Genomic DNA, 16,789 nt, shown 5'->3' with positions numbered 1-16,789 from the left:
CTCGTCAGTCGAGACCGTCGGTGTCGACCTCGTCCAGGGCCTCGGCGGCGACGGCGAAGGCGGTGTTGGCCGAGGGCACCGAGCAGTAGATCGCGGACTGGAGGAGGATCTCCTTGATCTCATCCCGGCTGAGCCCGTTGCGCAGCGCGGCCTTGACGTGCATCTTCAGCTCCGCCTCGTGTCCGCCGGCGATCATCGCCGTGAGCGTGATCGCCGAGCGCATCCGCCGGTCGAGGCCCGGCCGCGTCCAGATCTCACCCCACGCGAAGCGGGTGATGAGGTCCTGGAAGTCGGCGGTGAAGTCCGTGATCGCGGCGTTCGCCCGGTCGACGTGGGCATCGGAGAGGACCTCGCGGCGCACCCGCATCCCCGCCTCCCACACGGCGTCACGGTCGGCGTCCCGAGGTCCCGAGGCTGTCGGCCGGGGCACATCGGCCACCGCCCCGGTCTCTGTCCCGCTCGTGCCGCGGCCGGCGAGGAAGTCGGAGAGGAGTCCCGCGGTGACGACGGGTGCCTCGATCGGCACGAGGTGGGCGGCGCCTTCGATGATCTCGAGGAGCGCACCGGGGACGGCATTGGCGATCTCGGCGAGCTTCGTCGGCGGGGTCGGAGTGTCGTGCTCACCGGCGACGGCGAGCAGCGGCAGGCCGATCTCGGACAGGCGCCCCCGGATGTCGAAGTCGGCGAGCGTGTAGCAGAGGGCGGCGTAGGAGAAGCGGTCGGCATCCTGGAGGGAATGGAGGAGTGCTGCCGAGGCCTCGGGTTCGCGTTCCATGAACCCGGGCCCGAACCACCGTTCGGCCGATCCGATGACCTGCGTCGGGGTTCCGGAGATCGCGACGGTCTCCGCGCGCTCCTCCCACCCCTGGGCCTCGCCGATCTTCGCCCCGGTGCAGAACACCGCCGCCCTCTCGAACCGCTCCGGATGGTCGAGGGCGAGCTGGAGGGCGATGGCACCGCCGATCGAGTCCCCGGCCAGCGACACCGGCACCTCTGACTCGCCGACGACATCGGGAAGGACACGGTCGAGGGTCGTGAGCACCGCCTCGGCGAGATCGGCCATCGACACCCGGGGAACCTCCGAACGCGACGCTCCGGCACTCACATCGAGGGCGGGGGAGCGGCCGTGACCGGGCAGGTCGATGCCGACGACCGCGGTGTCGGGGGCGACGTCGGCCAGGGCGCTCGCCGCCTGCTGCCACAACGCGCCCACCGAGGTGCCGAGCGAGGGCAGGGCGATGACGACCTTGGCGACGGGGGCGGTCGGGGTCGTGAGGACTGAGGCGGTGAGTTCCACGGTGGTCGCTTTCGTCAGGGGGTGGTCGGGTCGGTCGTGCGGATGATCGTCTCCCGGATGCTCTCGGCCTCGCCGAGGTAGGACGACGGTCCGAAGAATCCCTCGAGCTCCGCGGGGTCGGGCACCGGCCCGGGGGTCGCGGCGAGGGCGGCGCCGAGGCGCTCGGCAGGGTCGCCGGAACCGGAGAGAATCTCTCTGATCGCGTCCTTCGACAGACGGTCGCCGAAGACGATCGTGAGCTTCTCGCCGTAGATGCCGGGACCGGCGGCGTCGAGGTTGCGGCGCATCGCCTCGGGGCGGGCGCTCAGTCCGGTGACCATCTCCTCGAGGAGGGCCAGGGAGGACAGGGCGAGGACCATGAGCGCGGACAGGGCCGGCCATTCGGCATGCCAGGCGCCGTCGGAGCGCTCCTCGACGGCCTCGGCGCCGGTCGTCGCGAGCGTGGCGAGCAGGCCGGGAGCGCGCATGCCGTTGCGGTGGAGGAGGACGGCGACGGTCGGGTTGGTCTTCTGCGGCATCGCCGAGGAGCCGCCGGTCGCGGCGAGGGCGAGTTCCCCGACCTCGGGGCGGGTGCCGATGAGGACGTTGCGGGCGATCGAGGAGCCCACGCCCACGCACTGGGTGAAATGGGTCGCCCAGGTCAGGACGCGGACCCGGTCGCTGTGCCAGGGAACGGGGGTGGGGGAGAGGGCGGCGTCGGGGCCGCGCAGCTGGACCTCGAACTCCCGCAGCAGCGCCTCGGTGCGGTCCCCGGCGAACTCCCGGATCGCCGCGCGCGTGCCGGCGGCCCCGCCGACCTGGACGGCGTCGCTGCGGGGAGTGAGGGCGGCGACCTCGGCGACCTCCGCCGCCCACGTCGCGACCCTCAGCCCGAACGTCGTCGGCAGCGCCGGCTGGGTCAGGGTGCGGGCCAGGCACAGGGTTTCGGCATGGGTCTCGGAGAGGGAGCGGAGCGCCTCGGTGATGACGTCGAGGCGCGCCCGGGTCTGGGTGATCGTGCGGGTGACGAGGAGGCCGAGCGCGGAGTCCAAGACATCCTGGCTCGTCAGCCCCCGGTGGAGGGCACGGCCCGCCTCGGGAGTGAGGCGGGCGCGCACCTGGGTGAGGAACGGGATGACGGGATTGCCGCCGGATTCGGCGTCGGCGGCCAGGCCTGCCAGCGCTTCCGCATCGGCTTGGAGCTCCCACGTCACGGCGTCGACCGCGCCGGTGACCGCGGTCCGCGTCTCCGCGGAGACGAGACCGGCCGCGGCCTGCGCGGTCACCCACGCGCTCTCGACCTCACCGATCGCCCCGGCGAGCGCCGCGTCGTCGACGCTGTCGGCACCGCGAAGGTCGCCGGGGGCGAAGAGCAGCCGGGTGCGGCTCATGCAGTCTCCTCAGTCGTCTCAGTCGGTGTGGCCGGGGAACCGGAGGAACGGGGTCTCGTCCTCTCCCTGCAACCGTATGTCGAATCGCAGCGTTCCGTCAGCCTCCCGGGTCGCGATGAGACGGTCCCGGTCGGCCGGGTCGAGGGAGGACAGCAGCGGATCGGCGGCCAGCGCCTCGGCGTCACCGGGGATGTAGACCCGCGTGAAGAGCCGGTTGAGCAGACCGCGAGCGAAGACGACGACGCTGATGAAGGCGGCCTTGCCCTCCTCGGTGGGGCCGGGAACGACGGTCGAGAAGCTGAACCGTCCCTCGGGGTCGCAGGCGGCGCGACCGAACCCGGTGAATGTGAAGCCGTCACGGCGCAGCGACCCGGTCTCCCGGGACACCGTGCCGGTCTCGTCCGGCTGCCAGATCTCGAGGATCGCATCGGGCACGGGCACCCCTGCGCCGTCGTAGACGACCCCGGCCAGCTGCACGGCGTCGGCCGCTGCCGGCGGGACGAGCGCGCTGTCGCCCGGGTAGGGCAGGGCGTAGCCGTAGAAGGGTCCCACGGTCTGGCCGGGGGTGGCGGTGTACTCGGTCTCAGGCATCGTCGTCCTCTTCCATCCAGGTCCGCTCGGCTCCCGTGAGGACGATGTCCCACGAGTAGCCCATGAGGAATTCGTGTTCGGTGATGTCGTGGTCGTATGTGGCCACGAGGCGCTCGCGCGCCTTGTCGTCAGTGATCGACTGGAAGATCGGGTCGAGGGCGAAGAGCGGGTCACCGGGGAAGTACATCTGCGTGACCATGCGCTGCGTGAACTCGGTGCCGAAGAGCGAGAAATGGATGTGGGCCGGTCGCCACGCGTTGTGGTGGTTCTTCCACGGGTAGGGGCCGGGTTTGATCGTCGTGAACGAGTACGATCCGTCCGGTCCCGTCAGGGTGCGTCCGACCCCGGTGAAGTTCGGGTCGATGGGGGCCGGGTGCTGGTCGCGTTTGTGGATGTAGCGGCCGGCGGAGTTCGCCTGCCAGATCTCGACGAGCTGACCGGCGACAGGCCGGCCCTGGCCGTCGAGGACGCGGCCGGTGACGCGGATGCGCTCACCGATCGGCTCTCCGCCAGCCTGGATCGTCAGATCCGATTCGAGGGTGCCGATGTCCCGGTGGCCGAACGCCGGCGAGTAGAGCTCGATCGTCTCCGGATCGGTGTGGCGCAGGTCCTTCGTCGGATGCCGCAGGAGGGAGGAGCGATAGGGCGGGTAGTCGAGTCGCGGCTGCGTCTCGACGGGGGCGCCGGCTGCCACGGCGCCGCGGTACTCGCTGCCGATCGCGTTGATCTCCGCGCTCAGCGTCGCCTGGGATTCGGCGGCGTCGTCGGGACCGGAGAGCTTCTGTGCGCTCATGGTCTGACCTCTCTTCTTCAGGGGATGGTGGTGGTGTGCGGCCAGCCGGTGTAGCACTCGGCCAGGTAACGGCGGCCGTGGTCGGAGGTAAGGATCGAATCGAGTTCGCCGAGGCTGCGGCGGGCTTCGAAGGGATCCGCGGTGGGGTCGGTGTGGAGCATCCTCGTCATCTGGAACGAGAAGTGCTGGGCTTTCCAGACGCGCGTCGTCGCGGTCGCCGAGTACCGGGCGAGCGCCTCGGCGTCGGAGTCCTGCAGGGCGCGCACGAGGGCGGGGGCGAGCACCGCGACGTCGGCGAAAGCGAGGTTGAGGCCCTTCGCCCCGGTCGGTGGGACGGTGTGGGCGCTGTCGCCGGCGAGGAAGAGGGAGCCGTGCTGCATCGGCTCGGTCACGGCGGAGCGGAACGGCAGGACCGTCTTGTCGATGATCGGACCGGTCCGGAGTGCGAAGCCGTCGGGGCCCTCGACCCGGGCCTGGAGTTCGGTCCAGATGCGGTCGTCGGACCAGTCGGCGACCTCGGTGTCGGGTGGGGCCTGGAAGTACATCCGCTGGACGGTGTCGCTGCGCTGGGAGATCAGCGCGAAGCCGCGTGCGGAGCGGGAGTAGATGAGGACCTCGTGGCTCGGTGGCGCCTCGCAGAGGATCCCGAACCACGCGAACGGGTACTCGTGGAAGAACCGCTTGCGCGTGGTTTCGGGGATCGATGCTCGGGAGGGGCCGCGGGAGCCGTCGGCGCCGACGACGTACCGGGCGGTGACGGTGAGCGGCTCACCGTCTGCGGTCACGGCGCGCACCTGCGGGGACGGTGAGTCGACGGCGTCGAGGCGGGTGTCGGTCACCGAGTGGAACGTCGGTCGTCCGGTGCGGGCGCGGGCGGCGGCGAGGTCGACGTAGATCTCGTTCTGCGGGTAGAGCCACACGGATTCGCCGACGAGGTCGGGGAAGTCGAGGGGGTGGCTGACCCCGTCGACGCGGATGTCGATGCCGTCGTGGCGATGGCCTGCGGTGTGGACGCGGGAGTCGATGCCCGGGGTCTCGAGCATCCGCACCGAGGCGGCCTCGAGGATCCCGGCGCGATGGGTCGTCGCGATGTCGTCGTGGCTGCGATTGTCGACGACGACGGAGTCGATGCCGGCGTTGTGGAGCAGATGCGCGAGCATCAGTCCCGCGGGTCCTGCGCCGACGATCGCGACATCGGTGTGGAGATCTGGCACTGAGGCCTCCTTGCCTGTCAGGGTTCACCTCAGTGTGCTCCGCACCACGAAACCGGCGCGAGAGCTTTCTCATTCAACGGCGTGCGTGAGTGACGGCACATGACGCAGGCATTGACGCGATCGGCCTGATTGCTCAACAATAGTGGGCGGTGCTGATGGGTGTTTACTCAGATCTTTCGGGCTGACATTGTCAGTTCTGCACCGCAGTGCTCAACACCTGGGCCCCGTCATCGCAGGACGGCCCGGGTGCACACCGTCAGGAAGGCCATCCATGATCATCACCGGACTCGTCGTCGGGCTGCTGCTCGGATTCGTCCTCCAGCGCGGACGCTTCTGCGTCACCGGCGCCTTCCGCGATCTCACGCTCACCGGCAACACCCGGTGGTTCTCCGCGCTCATCGTCGTCATCGCCGTCCATGCGATCGGCCTCGCCGCCTTCAGCTCGCTCGGGATCATCACCCTCGAGCAGTCGGCGTTCCCGTGGCTGGCTTCCATCCTCGGCGGACTCATCTTCGGGGCCTCGATGATCCTCGCCGGGGGCTGCGCCACGGGCACGTACTACCGGGTCGGGGAAGGACTCGTCGGCAGCTGGATGGCGCTGATCTTCTTCGCCCTGACCGCTGCGATCATGAAGACCGGGCCGGCAGCGGGACTCACCGACGGTCTGCGGTCGATCACTGTGCCCGACGGCACCCTGAGTGCGACGACCGGACTGAGCCCGTGGGTGTTCGCGATCGCGCTCTCCGGAGTCGCCGTGTGGCTGACCGTTCGCCACAACCGCAAGCTCACCACCCCGGTGGCCGCGCTGCCCCCGCGGCGGACCGGACTGGCCCACCTCCTCTTCGAGAAGCGGTGGAACCCGTTCGCCACGGCCGCGATCATCGGCGTCATCGCCACACTCGCGTGGCCGCTGTCGGCGGCGACGGGACGCAACTCCGGGCTCGGCATCACGACCCCCTCGGCGAACCTCGTCACCTACTTCGCCACCGGGGACGTCACCCTCGTCGACTGGGGAGTCATGCTCGTCATCGGCATCCTCGTCGGCTCGTTCATCGCCGCGAAGGCCTCCGGTGAGTTCCGGATCCGCGTGCCCGACCGTGAGACGCTACTCAAGGCGATCGCCGGCGGCGTCGGGATGGGCATCGGCGCGGCGATCGCCGGCGGCTGCACCGTCGGCAACGCCATGGTCTCGACCGCACAGTTCGAATACCAGGGCTGGGTCGCGACGTTCTTCATGATCGTCGGCGCGGCCATCGCCGCGAAGGCCACCATCAGACCACGCAGCGCAGCGAGCACTCCCGTGCCCGCGGAAAGCAGGACAGCATGAAACAGATCCTCGAGACCAACGGGCTCGTCTGCCCCTTCCCGCTCGTCGAGGCCAAGGACGCGATCAGCGACTTGAGTGTCGGTGACGAACTCGTGATCAACTTCGACTGCACCCAGGCCACCGAGGCGATTCCCCAGTGGGCGGCGGAGAACGGCTACCCGGTCACGCACTTCGACCGAACCGGCGACGCCGCGTGGACGATCACCGTTCAGAAGGCGTAGGTCACAGTCGCACGATCGTCTCCGCGCCGTCGGCGACGGTCAGCCGCATCGCGGTGTTCTGCTCGATCCGGCTCCACCCGGCGTGACTGAGTCCCGAACTCGTGACGATCGTCGCCCCGTCGTCGAAGCGCTGCCAGCTCATCCGGTAGTAGTGATCGCGATGGTCGAGCGGAAGCCTGCCACCGGTGCCTGAGGTGTCGAAGCTCGCGTAGGGCACGTCGGTGCCGAGCGTCGCGTGGACGACGATGAGCTCTGCCGGGGTGAGGACGAGCAGGTTGATGCCCGGATGGTCGAACTCCGCGCGGATCTCACGCACCGTCTCGACGACGGCCTCGAGGAGCGGGGTGCCCGCATCGACCCGCCGGAGGATGAGGGCGAAGAGAAGCGCCGAATCCGTCGTGCCGCCGATGCGGGCGAGCTCGGCATCGGTGACCCGTCCCCGCAGCTGCTCGACCGGGTGGATCGACCCGTTGTGCGCGAGTGCGACGCCGTCGGCGAGGAACGGGTGCGTGTTCTCGACGAGGTCGGCCATCCCCGTCGTCGCCATCCGCAGGTGGACGATCCGTCCGCGCGCGGCCGCATCGTCGAGCGCCGCAGTGAGTCGGGGGTCGTTCGTGCCCTCGTGGGGCGTGCGGAACCGGTCGAGCGCCTCGGTGGCGGGATCGATCCATGCGGTGCCCCACCCGTCGTCGTGGAGTCGGCCGAGGTCCTGCCATTGCCGACACTGCTCCCGGCCGATCAGCCCGGCCGCGCTCACCGGGGTCGGTGAGATGAATCCGAGAAGCCTGCACATCTGCCACCGTCCTGACTAGACTCGCTCCATGAAGATCACGGTACTCGAAGGCGATATCACCGAGGTGAGCGTCGACGCGATCGTCAACGCCGCGAACTCGAGTCTCCTCGGCGGAGGCGGTGTCGACGGGGCGATCCACCGCGCGGCGGGACCTGCCCTCCTCGAGGCGACGAGGGAGCTGCGGCGGACGAGCCTGCCGCGGGGTCTTCCCCCAGGTCAGGCCGTGGCCACCGAGGCGGGGGAGCTGCCGGCGAAGTGGGTCATCCACACCGTCGGCCCGAATCGGAACGCCGGTGAGGCCGACCCGGAGGTGCTCGAGTCGGCGTTCGAATCGAGCCTCAACGTCGCCGAGGAGGTCGGGGCCGCCTCGGTGGCATTCCCGGCGATCGGCGGCGGGGTCTACGGCTGGTCACCGCGGGACGTCGCCGAGGCGGCGCATGCCGTCATCGTCGACGGGCGAGCCCGTGGGCGCTGGGAGACGATCACCGAGGTCCAGTTCGTCCTCTTCAGCGACGCGATGACGAGCGTCTTCTGCCAGGTCTTCGACCACGACCAGTGGTGAAAGGGAAGCCATGAGAGTCCACAGCATCATCGCCGATCTGCCGGTCGCCGATATCGCGGCCGCGCGCGACTTCTACACGTCCTACCTCGGGCTGGCGACCGAGGAGTTCAACCTCGGCTGGGTCGCCCGGTTCACCTCACCCGAGACCGGTGCGCACCTCCAGGTCGTCACCGCGGACGCGACCGCCCCGGTCGACGCGGCGGCTTCGATCAAGGTCGACGACGTCGACGCCGCCTACGCCGAGGCGGTCGACCGCGGGGTCGAGATCGTCCACCCGCTCACCGACGAGGAATGGGGCGTGCGGCGCTTCTTCGTCCGCGCGCCCGACGGCAACGTCTTCAACATCGTCGCCCACCGGGAGTAGGCACTACCCTCGAACCATGCCCCTTGCGCTCATCACCGGTGCCGGCCGACCCGACAGCATCGCCGCCGGCATCGTGCCGCGGCTCGAAGCCGACGGCTGGGACGTCGTCACCAGCGACCTCGACGGCACCGACCATCCCTGCGACCTGTCGACGCCAACGGGTCCCGACGAACTCATCGCGGCGGTGACCGCCGAGCACGGCACCCTCGACGCCCTCGTCCTCAGCCATGCCCACGGCGTCGAATCGGGCATCCTCGACACGACGGCGGAGAGCTTCGACCGACATGTCGCTGTCAACGCCCGGGCCAGCCTCCTCCTCATCGCCGCCTTCGCCCGGCAGGTCGGCCCTGACGGCGGCGCGGTCGTCGCGTTCACGAGCGACCACGTCACCGGCAATCTGCCCTACGGGGCGTCGAAGGGGGCGCTCGATCGCATCGTCATCTCCGCAGCGAGAGAACTGGGGCCGCGGGGGATCTCGGCGAACGTCGTCAATCCCGGCCCCATCGACACCGGGTGGATGGACGAGGACCTGCGGGCCGCTCTGCTCCCCGCCCAGCCGCTCGGTCGCCTCGGCACGCCTGCCGACATCGGCGGCATCGTCGCGTTCCTGCTCTCACCTGCCGGGCGCTGGGTCTCCGGGCAGCTCATCGGCACCGACGGCGGATTCTCCGCTCGGTTCTGACCTCACTCCTCGTCGCGGCTGAGGTTCCACAGCAGGCGGAGGAGCTCGGCGTCGAGATCGTTGCCGTGGTCGGTGGCATCGGCGTCGCGGACCTCGTTGTGGAGCTGCTCCATCTTGAGGTCGAGCTCACCGGCGACCGCGGCGGCACGGGTGAGTTCGGCGACGAGGCGGTCGGGCACGTCGCCTGCGTACTTGTAGTGGATCTTATGCTCGAGGCTCGCCCAGAAGTCCATCGCGATCGTCCTCACCTGGACCTCGCAGATGATCGGCACCGGCCCGTCGGAGAGGAAGACGGGGATCTCCAGGATCGCGTGGAGGCTCTTGTAGCCGTTGGGTTTCGGGTGGGCGATGTAGTCCTTGATCTCGATGACCCGGATGTCGTTCTGCGAGGTGAGGGTCTCGAGCACCCGGTAGGTGTCGGCGATGAAGCTGCACGTGATGCGGATGCCGGCGATGTCGGTGATCGCCGTGCGGATGACGTCGATGTCGAGCGGCAGACCGCGCCGCGTGATCTTCTCGAGCAGGCTGCGCGGGGTCTTCACCCGTGAGCTGATGTGCTCGATCGGGTTGTAGCGGTGCAGGGTGAGGAACTCCTCGCGGAGGATCGAGACCTTCGTGAGCACCTCGTCGATCGCGAACCGGTGATGCATGAGCAGGCGCGAGAAGTCCGTGCGCAGCCGCTGGACCTTCTCCGCCTGGGCGGGGGTGAGCGGTTCGGCGGGCTCGCCGGGGACGACCATCGATTCTCCTGGGGTTCGGAACCACCTCGGCGGTGGTCAGGCTCAGTCTACGTCGGGGATTCTGCCGGCGCCGGATGTGTGGTTGACTGAGCACACCAAGCAATTGCATTCTGCAAGCACTCAAGGGGGAGTGACGGCGTACCGTTGAGCCATGTGCCGGAACATCCGAACCCTCCACAATTTCGCGCCCGCGGCCAACTCGGAGGAGGTCCACGCCGCAGCACTGCAGTACGTGCGCAAGATCGCGGGGACGACGAAGCCCTCGAAGGCCAACGCCGACGCCTTCGACGCCGCCGTCGAGGAGATCGCCCACATCACGCAGCACCTCCTCGACTCCCTCGTGACGAGCGCACCGCCGAAGAACCGCGAGGTCGAGGCCGAGAAGCGCCGCGCCCGCTACGCCGCGCGGACGTGAGCTAGTCCGTGACCGTCCGTCCCTGGCTGATGAGGTCCTGAGTGATCCCCGCCGAGGCGGCCCGCAGCGCCTGCATGATCGCCGGCATCCCGACGTTGCGCTCGGAATCGACGACGACGCCGAGGCTCGCGATCGTCAGTCCGCTGCCGTCGAAGACCGGCACCGCGACACCCGTCGTGCCGTCGTCGATGTGACCGACGAGCTCGGCGCAGTGATAGGTCCGGATCGTCTGGAGCATCCGCCGCAGCACCGTCGGATCCGTCGTCGTGCGCTCGGTGAACGCGGCGAGCGCACCCCGCAGATACGCCTCGCGCACGTGCCGGGGCGCGTGCGCGAGGAGGACGAGGCCGCACGAGGAGGCGTGCGCGGGCAGCCGGCCGGCCGTGCGCGACCGGTTGATCACGGCCATCGGCTTCGACATCCGCTCGATGAAGAGGACCTCCCGCTCCCGGAGGATCCCCAGCTGCGTGTTCTCCCCGACGAAGTCGTGGACGGCGATCATGTGCGGCCGCGCCAGGGACGCGAGCTCGACGGCGTCGGAGGCGCGGTTCGACAGCTCCCACATCCCGACCCCGATCCGCACCCGCCCGCTCGGATCCCGCTGCAGGAGGTCGTGGGACATCATGTCGTTGATGAGGCGGTACGCCGTCGACTTCGGCAGCTGGGCGCGGCCGGCGAGCTCCTCGGTGGTCAGGCTCGGGTGGTCGGGGTCGAAGGCCCCGAGGACGCGAACGAGCCGATCGATCATCGAGTCGCCCGAAGGTGAGTTCGCCATACCAGCATCGTAGCGGCGCGAACCTGTGCGTCCCAATGAATGGAATAACCGTAGCCAGGCGTGTCGCTGCTCACTAGCGTGACGAATATCGGCGGGGCGTCCCCACCGTCCGTCTCGAAGGAGAGCATCGTCCATGGCAGCAATCACGGTCCGGCAGGCAGTCCACGACCTCATGGCATTCCACGGAATGACCGTCCTCTTCGGCAACCCCGGATCGAACGAGCTGCCGTTCCTCAAAGACCTCAACGCCCGCTACATCCTCGGGCTCCAGGAGGCCGCCGTCGTCGCCATGGCCGACGGCTACTCCCAGGTCACCGACCGTCCGACGCTCGTCAACCTCCACGCCGCCTCGGGGTCGGGCAACGGACTCGGCGCCCTGACGAACGCTGCGATCTCCCGCTCCAAGCTCGTCGTCACCGCAGGTCAGCAGGTGCGCAGCATGGTCGGTCCCGAGGTCATGCTCGCCAATGTCGATGCCACGATGCTCGCGAAACCCCTCGTCCACCGCTCCCTCGAACCGCTCGCAGCCGCCGATGTGCCCCGCGCGTTCTCCGAATCCGTGCTCGCCTCCCAGCGCGGTCCCGTCTACCTCTCCGTGCCCTACGACGACTGGGACGCCGAGGTGGACGCCTCCGTCGTCGGCCAGCTCTCCCGCACCGTGAGCCCCGGTTCGGCCCCCGACCCGACCGTCATCGCCGACCTCCACGACCGGCTGGGCGCAGCCGAGTCCGCGGTCCTCGTCCTCGGCCCGGACGTCGACACCCCAGAGGCGTGGACGGCCGCGATCGCCCTCGCCGAGGCGCACGACCTGCCCGTGTGGGCCGCCCCGTCCCTGCCGCGCCTGCCCTTCCCCAACCAGCATCCGCTCTTCCGCGGGGTGCTGCCGGCGGCGATCGGCCCGATCGGGGAGATCCTCGGCGCCCACGACCTCGCCCTCGTCATCGGCGCCCCCGTCTTCCGCTACCACCAGTGGCAGCCCGGAGAGTACCTGCCGGAGACGACGCATCTCGTCCAAATCGGCGACGACCCGGACGCCGCCGAGCGCGCCCCCTTCGGCGATGCGCTCGTCACCGATCCCGTCGCCGCCCTCGTCGCACTCGCCGACGCTGCCCCCGCCCCTCGCACCCCGCAGACGTGGGAGCCTGAGATCGAGCCCGCGACCGCCTCGGCGACACCGGGCACCCTCCACCCCGAGGAGGTCTTCGCGACCCTGCGGGAGACGATGCCGGTCGACACCCGCTACGTCGTCGAATCGACATCGACGAACTCCGCCTTCTGGGCCCAGATGGATCTCCGCGAGTCCGGATCGTACTTCTTCCCCGCCTCCGGCGGCCTCGGGTGGGGTCTGCCCGCCTCGATGGGCGTCGCGCTCGCCGACGCTCACCGACCCGTCGTCGCGATCATCGGCGACGGGTCCGCCCACTACTCGATCGCCGCGCTGCGCACCGCCGTCGAGGAGGGCATCCCCGTGACCATCGTCGTCCTCCGCAACTCCACGTACGGGGCGCTCGTGTGGTTCGCGGACATGCTCGACGCGGGCACGGTGCCCGGGCTCGACCTCGGCGATGTCGACTTCGTCTCGATCGCCCGGGGCTACGGCATGACCGCTGTCCACGCCGACTCCACCGTCCATCTCGCCGAACTCCTCACCGACGCCCACGGCGCCGGTCGACCCACCCTCATCGAGATCGACACCGAGAAGACCACCCCTTGACACCCCCACCTCAACCCCAAGGAGACACCGCAATGAGCACTGAGACCTTCCTCGGCACCGACTGGCACGGCCGGATCTTCACCGGCGACTGGGTGGACGGGTCAGCCGACCCGACCCCCGTCGTCGAACCCGCCACCGGTGAGACCCTCGCCCAGATCGGCATGGCCTCGTCCGACGATGCCCTCGACGCGGCACGACGGGCGGCCGCAGCGCAGCGCGACTGGGCGAAGACCAAACCGACGGAACGGGCGGCGGTGATGCGCCGCGCCGGTGACCTGTGGGCCCAGCACGCCGCGGAGATCAACACGTGGATCATGCGCGAATCGGGTGCGATCGCCGCGAAGGCCACCTTCGAGACCGACTATGCGGCAGCCTCCTGCTACGACTCCGCAGCGCTGCCGACCCACCCGAAGGGGCAGGTCCTGCCCTCGGACGAACCCCACTGGTCGTTCTCCCGCCGCGTGCCCGCGGGCGTGGTCACCGTCATCGCCCCGTTCAACTTCCCGCTCATCCTCTCCATCCGCTCCGTCGCTCCCGCGCTCGCCCTCGGCAACGCCGTGATCCTCAAGCCGGATCCGCGCACCGCGGTGTCCGGAGGCGTCACCCTGGCGAAGATCTTCGCCGAGGCGGGGCTGCCCGAAGGCGTCCTCCAGGTCCTTCCCGGCGGCGGTGACGTCGGCGAAGCCCTCGTCGCGGCCCCCGAGGTCTCGGTCATCTCGTTCACCGGGTCGACCGCGGCGGGACGGATCGTCGGCGAGAACGCCGGTCGCCTCCTCAAGCGCTGCCACCTCGAGCTCGGCGGCAACAACGCCCTCATCGTCCTCCCCGGCGCCGATCTCGCAGCCGCCGCCTCGGCGGGCGCCTTCGGATCCTGGTTCCACCAGGGTCAGATCTGCATGACCACGGGTCGGCACCTCGTCCACGACAGCATCTACGACGACTACGTCGCGGCTCTGACCGACCACGCCGCGAAGCTGCCCGTCGGCGACCCGAGCACCGAGGAGGTCGCCCTGGGACCGATCATCGACGAGAAGCAGCAGACGCACGTGCGCGACATCATCGAGAAGGCTCAGGCCGACGGTGCCCGCCTCGTCACCGGCGGCGTCGGCGAGGGTCCGTTCGTCCCGGCGACGGTGCTCGCCGACCTCTCGCCGACGAACCCCGCCTGGACGCAGGAGATCTTCGGCCCCGTCGCCCCCGTGGGACGGTTCTCCACGCTCGAGGAGGCCGCGGACATCGTCAACGACAGCGAATACGGGCTGTCGGTGAGCATCCTCGGCGACCTCGGCACCGCGATCGACCTCGCCGATCACATCGACTCGGGCAAGATCCACATCAACGAGCAGACCATCGCCGATGAAGGGGACGTCCCCTTCGGCGGCACGAAGGACTCGGGCAACGGCTCCCGCATCGGCGGTGCCGAAGCCAACATCGAATCCTTCACCGAGGTCCAGTGGATCACGATGCGCTCCCAGATCGCCCCGTACCCCTTCTGACCACCAACACTTTCACAGACCGGAGACAGCGTTGTCCGCATCGCCTGCCGCACCATCCCGCCCCACCCCCGCCGACACCCGCTGGCCGGCTGTCCTCTGCTGGCTCGCCGTCGCCCTCGAGGGCTTCGACCTCGTCGTCCTCGGGGCGGTCATCCCGCAGCTGCTCGCCACCGGGGCCCTCGGCTTCACCCCCGAGGCGGCGACGCTCGTGGCGACGATGAGCCTCGTCGGCGTCGGCCTCGGCGCCGCGGTCGTCGGGCCGATCGTCGACCGGGTGGGCAGGCGGTCGACGATCATCGCGTGCGTGATCATCTTCTCCGTCTTCACCCTGCTCGTCGCCTTCGCTCCGAACGTCGCGTTGTTCACGGTGTTCCGGTTCATCGCCGGTCTCGCGCTCGGCGCGGTCATGCCCAGCTGTCTCGCCTACATCAGCGAGCACAACCGCTCGGGCAAGACCGGCAAGGCGACGACGCTGACGATGACCGGCTACCACGCCGGCGCCGTGGCGATCTCGCTGCTCGCGGTCTTCTACTCGCACAACTGGCATCTGCTCTTCATCGCCGGTGGCGTCGCGGGGCTGCTCATGGTGCCGCTGCTGTGGTGGAAGCTGCCGGAATCGACGGCGTTCCTCGCCGCCCGATCACGGCAGAGCACGGAGGCTGCGGCGGCGCCGAAGACGGGAATGCGCGGTCTCTTCACCGGCCGGTTCGCGCTCGTGACGATCGGCGTGTGGGCCGCGAGCTTCATGGGACTCCTCCTCGTCTACGGCCTCAACACGTGGCTGCCGCAGCTCATGGCCGATGCGGGATACGAGGTCTCCGACTCCCTCGTCATGCTCTTCGTCCTCAACCTCGGCGCCGTCGTCGGCCTCGTCGTCGCCGGGTGGCTCGCCGACCGGCACGGGACGAAACCGGTCGTGCTCCTGTGGTTCGTCCTCGCCGCGGTCTTCCTCGCGATCCTCAGCATCCCGATGTCGAGCCAGGTGCTGCTCAACCTCGCCGTCTTCATCACCGGCGTCTTCGTCTTCTCCGCCCAGGTCCTCATCTACGCGTTCGTCTCCGCGATCTACCCGGCGACCGCGCGCGGCACGGCACTCGGCATGGCCTCGGCGGTCGGCCGGATCGGCGCGATCGTCGGACCGTTCATCACCGGCACTCTCGTCGCCGCCGGCATCGCCTACCCCTGGGGCTTCTACCTCTTCGCGTTCGTCGCGGTCCTCGGCTTCCTCGCGATGGCGATCGTGCCGTCGGCGGTCGGTGCGAGGAACGCTACTCTGAGGGCATGACACGCTGGATCGACGCCGCCTTCGTCCGCGGAGGCACGAGCAAGGGCCTCTTCTTCCGCGCCGCGGATCTGCCACCGGTCGGCGACGGCGGCGAGCGGACGGCCTGGGACCGGATCTTCACCTCGGCGATGGGCTCGCCCGATGCCTTCGGTCGGCAGCTCGACGGGATGGGCGGGGGAATCTCCTCTCTGTCGAAGGTCATGGTCGTCTCCGCCTCCGACCGTGACGGCGTCGACCTCGACTACACGTTCGGGCAGGTGGAGATCGCCGAGGCGGCCGTCGACTACGCAGGCAACTGCGGCAATCTCTCCTCCGGGGTCGTGCCGTTCGCCCTGCTGGCCGGGCTCATCAGCGCCGGTGACGGGTGGCATGTCTTCCGCCTGTTCAACGTCAACACGGGCAAGCTCGTCGATGTCGGCCTCACCGTCGAGGACGGTCAGGCCGCTGTCGACGGGGACTTCGTCCTCACCGGCGTGAGCGGGAAGGCCGCCCCCATCGAACTCATCTATCCTGACCCGGCCGGCAGCCGCACGGGTGCGCTCCTGCCGACGGGCAACACCTCGGATTCCCTGGTCGCTGGCGGGTTCCTCATCGACGCCACGCTCATCGATGCGACGCTGCCGCTCGTCATCGTTCCCTGCACGGCGGTGGGACTCAACGGCACCGAGCTGCCCGCGCAGATCGACGCCGACTCACGTGCGATGGGGCTCATCGAGGAGCTGCGCCGGGCCGCCGCGGTGCGGATGGGACTGTGTGAGACCCCGGAGACCGCACCGCAGGTCGTGCCCAAGGTCGCCGTCGTCACTGCGCAGGCCGACACGCGTCTCCTCGACGGCACGCGGCTTCTCGCCGCCGACGCCGACCTTCCCGTCCGCGTCGTCTCCATGGGGCAGGCCCACAGGGCGGTGCCGGGCACTGCGGCGATGTGCCTGGCCGCGGCCGCCCTCGTCCCCGACACGATTCCCCACCGGATTCTCACCCGCAGCGCGCACCCGCGCTCCGGGCCGGAGGTGCGCCTCGGCACTCCGTCCGGGGTCGTCACCGCCTCGGCGGTGCGCGACGGAACCACCGGGGAGGTCACCGCCACCTCGCTCTATCGCACCGCACGCGTGCTCATGCGCGGCGCCGTGGCCGTCGCCGACTGAGGCGA

Annotated in this window: 18 protein-coding genes; 10 read left to right on the top strand and 8 right to left on the bottom strand. The window is 69.8% G+C overall.

Annotation, left to right across the window (positions count from 1 at the left end; all coding sequences use genetic code 11):
- Positions 1-4: 4 nt before the first annotated feature.
- Genes pcaDC through FJ887_RS14800 form a run of 5 tightly spaced genes read right to left on the bottom strand, consistent with a single transcriptional unit; the run spans position 5 to position 5,265 of the window.
- Entirely contained in the window at positions 5-1,297 is a 1,293-nt protein-coding gene (gene pcaDC / locus FJ887_RS18665; protein ID WP_140955694.1) for a bifunctional 3-oxoadipate enol-lactonase/4-carboxymuconolactone decarboxylase PcaDC, read from the bottom strand.
- Positions 1,298-1,311: 14 nt separating this feature from the next.
- Positions 1,312-2,667 (bottom strand): lyase family protein, encoded by a 1,356-nt coding sequence (locus tag FJ887_RS14815; protein WP_140955695.1) that lies wholly within the window; start codon positions 2,665-2,667, stop codon positions 1,312-1,314.
- Between the two features lie 18 nt (positions 2,668-2,685).
- Complete coding sequence (gene pcaG, locus FJ887_RS14810; protein ID WP_140955696.1) at positions 2,686-3,258, bottom strand: protocatechuate 3,4-dioxygenase subunit alpha; 573 nt, start codon at positions 3,256-3,258, stop codon at positions 2,686-2,688.
- Positions 3,251-4,051 (bottom strand): protocatechuate 3,4-dioxygenase subunit beta, encoded by an 801-nt coding sequence (gene pcaH / locus FJ887_RS14805; RefSeq protein ID WP_140955697.1) that lies wholly within the window; start codon positions 4,049-4,051, stop codon positions 3,251-3,253. The genes pcaG and pcaH overlap by 8 nt, the downstream gene beginning before the upstream one ends.
- A 17-nt stretch (positions 4,052-4,068) precedes the next feature.
- On the bottom strand, positions 4,069-5,265 hold the full coding sequence (locus FJ887_RS14800; RefSeq protein ID WP_140955698.1) for a 4-hydroxybenzoate 3-monooxygenase: 1,197 nt from the start codon (positions 5,263-5,265) through the stop codon (positions 4,069-4,071).
- Between the two features lie 271 nt (positions 5,266-5,536).
- On the opposite strand from FJ887_RS14800, the gene FJ887_RS14795 reads away from it, so the two are divergent.
- A complete protein-coding gene (locus FJ887_RS14795; RefSeq protein WP_140955699.1) occupies positions 5,537-6,592 on the top strand; it encodes a YeeE/YedE family protein in 1,056 nt (351 codons plus the stop codon).
- Positions 6,589-6,813 (top strand): sulfurtransferase TusA family protein, encoded by a 225-nt coding sequence (locus tag FJ887_RS14790; protein ID WP_140955700.1) that lies wholly within the window; start codon positions 6,589-6,591, stop codon positions 6,811-6,813. Before FJ887_RS14795 ends, FJ887_RS14790 begins: the two co-directional genes overlap by 4 nt.
- A gap of 1 nt (position 6,814) precedes the next feature.
- Here the strand turns inward: FJ887_RS14790 and FJ887_RS14785 are convergent, their stop codons facing one another.
- The gene (locus tag FJ887_RS14785) at positions 6,815-7,606 is read right to left on the bottom strand and encodes a class II glutamine amidotransferase (protein ID WP_140955701.1); all 792 of its coding nucleotides are present in this window, start codon (positions 7,604-7,606) and stop codon (positions 6,815-6,817) included.
- Positions 7,607-7,634: 28 nt separating this feature from the next.
- Between FJ887_RS14785 and FJ887_RS14780 the strand changes: the two genes are divergently transcribed.
- Genes FJ887_RS14780 through FJ887_RS14770 form a run of 3 tightly spaced genes read left to right on the top strand, consistent with a single transcriptional unit; the run spans position 7,635 to position 9,214 of the window.
- Positions 7,635-8,168: an O-acetyl-ADP-ribose deacetylase gene (locus tag FJ887_RS14780; RefSeq protein ID WP_140955702.1), complete on the top strand. Its 534-nt coding sequence runs from the start codon at positions 7,635-7,637 to the stop codon at positions 8,166-8,168.
- A gap of 10 nt (positions 8,169-8,178) precedes the next feature.
- The gene (locus FJ887_RS14775; RefSeq protein WP_140955703.1) at positions 8,179-8,532 is read left to right on the top strand and encodes a VOC family protein; all 354 of its coding nucleotides are present in this window, start codon (positions 8,179-8,181) and stop codon (positions 8,530-8,532) included.
- A 16-nt stretch (positions 8,533-8,548) separates the two neighbouring features.
- Positions 8,549-9,214, top strand: a complete 666-nt coding sequence (locus FJ887_RS14770) for an SDR family oxidoreductase (RefSeq protein ID WP_140955704.1) — start codon at positions 8,549-8,551, stop codon at positions 9,212-9,214.
- Positions 9,215-9,216: 2 nt separating this feature from the next.
- On the opposite strand, the gene FJ887_RS14765 is transcribed toward FJ887_RS14770, so the two are convergent.
- Positions 9,217-9,954, bottom strand: coding sequence for a GTP pyrophosphokinase (locus FJ887_RS14765; RefSeq protein WP_140955705.1), 738 nt, complete (start codon positions 9,952-9,954; stop codon positions 9,217-9,219).
- A 151-nt stretch (positions 9,955-10,105) separates the two neighbouring features.
- On the opposite strand from FJ887_RS14765, the gene FJ887_RS14760 reads away from it, so the two are divergent.
- Positions 10,106-10,369, top strand: coding sequence for a DUF2277 domain-containing protein (locus tag FJ887_RS14760; protein WP_140955706.1), 264 nt, complete (start codon positions 10,106-10,108; stop codon positions 10,367-10,369).
- Position 10,370: 1 nt separating this feature from the next.
- Here FJ887_RS14760 and FJ887_RS14755 read toward each other — a convergent pair whose 3' ends face one another.
- Positions 10,371-11,144, bottom strand: a complete 774-nt coding sequence (locus FJ887_RS14755) for an IclR family transcriptional regulator (protein WP_140955707.1) — start codon at positions 11,142-11,144, stop codon at positions 10,371-10,373.
- A gap of 133 nt (positions 11,145-11,277) precedes the next feature.
- Between FJ887_RS14755 and mdlC the strand changes: the two genes are divergently transcribed.
- Genes mdlC through FJ887_RS14735 form a run of 4 tightly spaced genes read left to right on the top strand, consistent with a single transcriptional unit; the run spans position 11,278 to position 16,784 of the window.
- A complete protein-coding gene (mdlC, locus tag FJ887_RS14750; protein ID WP_140955708.1) occupies positions 11,278-12,858 on the top strand; it encodes a benzoylformate decarboxylase in 1,581 nt (526 codons plus the stop codon).
- A gap of 32 nt (positions 12,859-12,890) precedes the next feature.
- Positions 12,891-14,354: an aldehyde dehydrogenase family protein gene (locus tag FJ887_RS14745; protein ID WP_140955709.1), complete on the top strand. Its 1,464-nt coding sequence runs from the start codon at positions 12,891-12,893 to the stop codon at positions 14,352-14,354.
- A 31-nt stretch (positions 14,355-14,385) separates the two neighbouring features.
- Positions 14,386-15,639, top strand: coding sequence for an MFS transporter (locus FJ887_RS14740; RefSeq protein ID WP_140955710.1), 1,254 nt, complete (start codon positions 14,386-14,388; stop codon positions 15,637-15,639).
- Entirely contained in the window at positions 15,636-16,784 is a 1,149-nt protein-coding gene (locus FJ887_RS14735) for a PrpF domain-containing protein (protein ID WP_140955711.1), read from the top strand. The genes FJ887_RS14740 and FJ887_RS14735 overlap by 4 nt, the downstream gene beginning before the upstream one ends.
- The last annotated feature ends 5 nt before the right edge of the window (positions 16,785-16,789 follow it).

Origin of the sequence: Brevibacterium sp. XM4083, assembly GCF_006489205.2 — a bacterium.
Lineage (GTDB): Bacteria > Actinomycetota > Actinomycetes > Actinomycetales > Brevibacteriaceae > Brevibacterium.
This window is presented reverse-complemented; position numbering and strand designations above follow the sequence as displayed.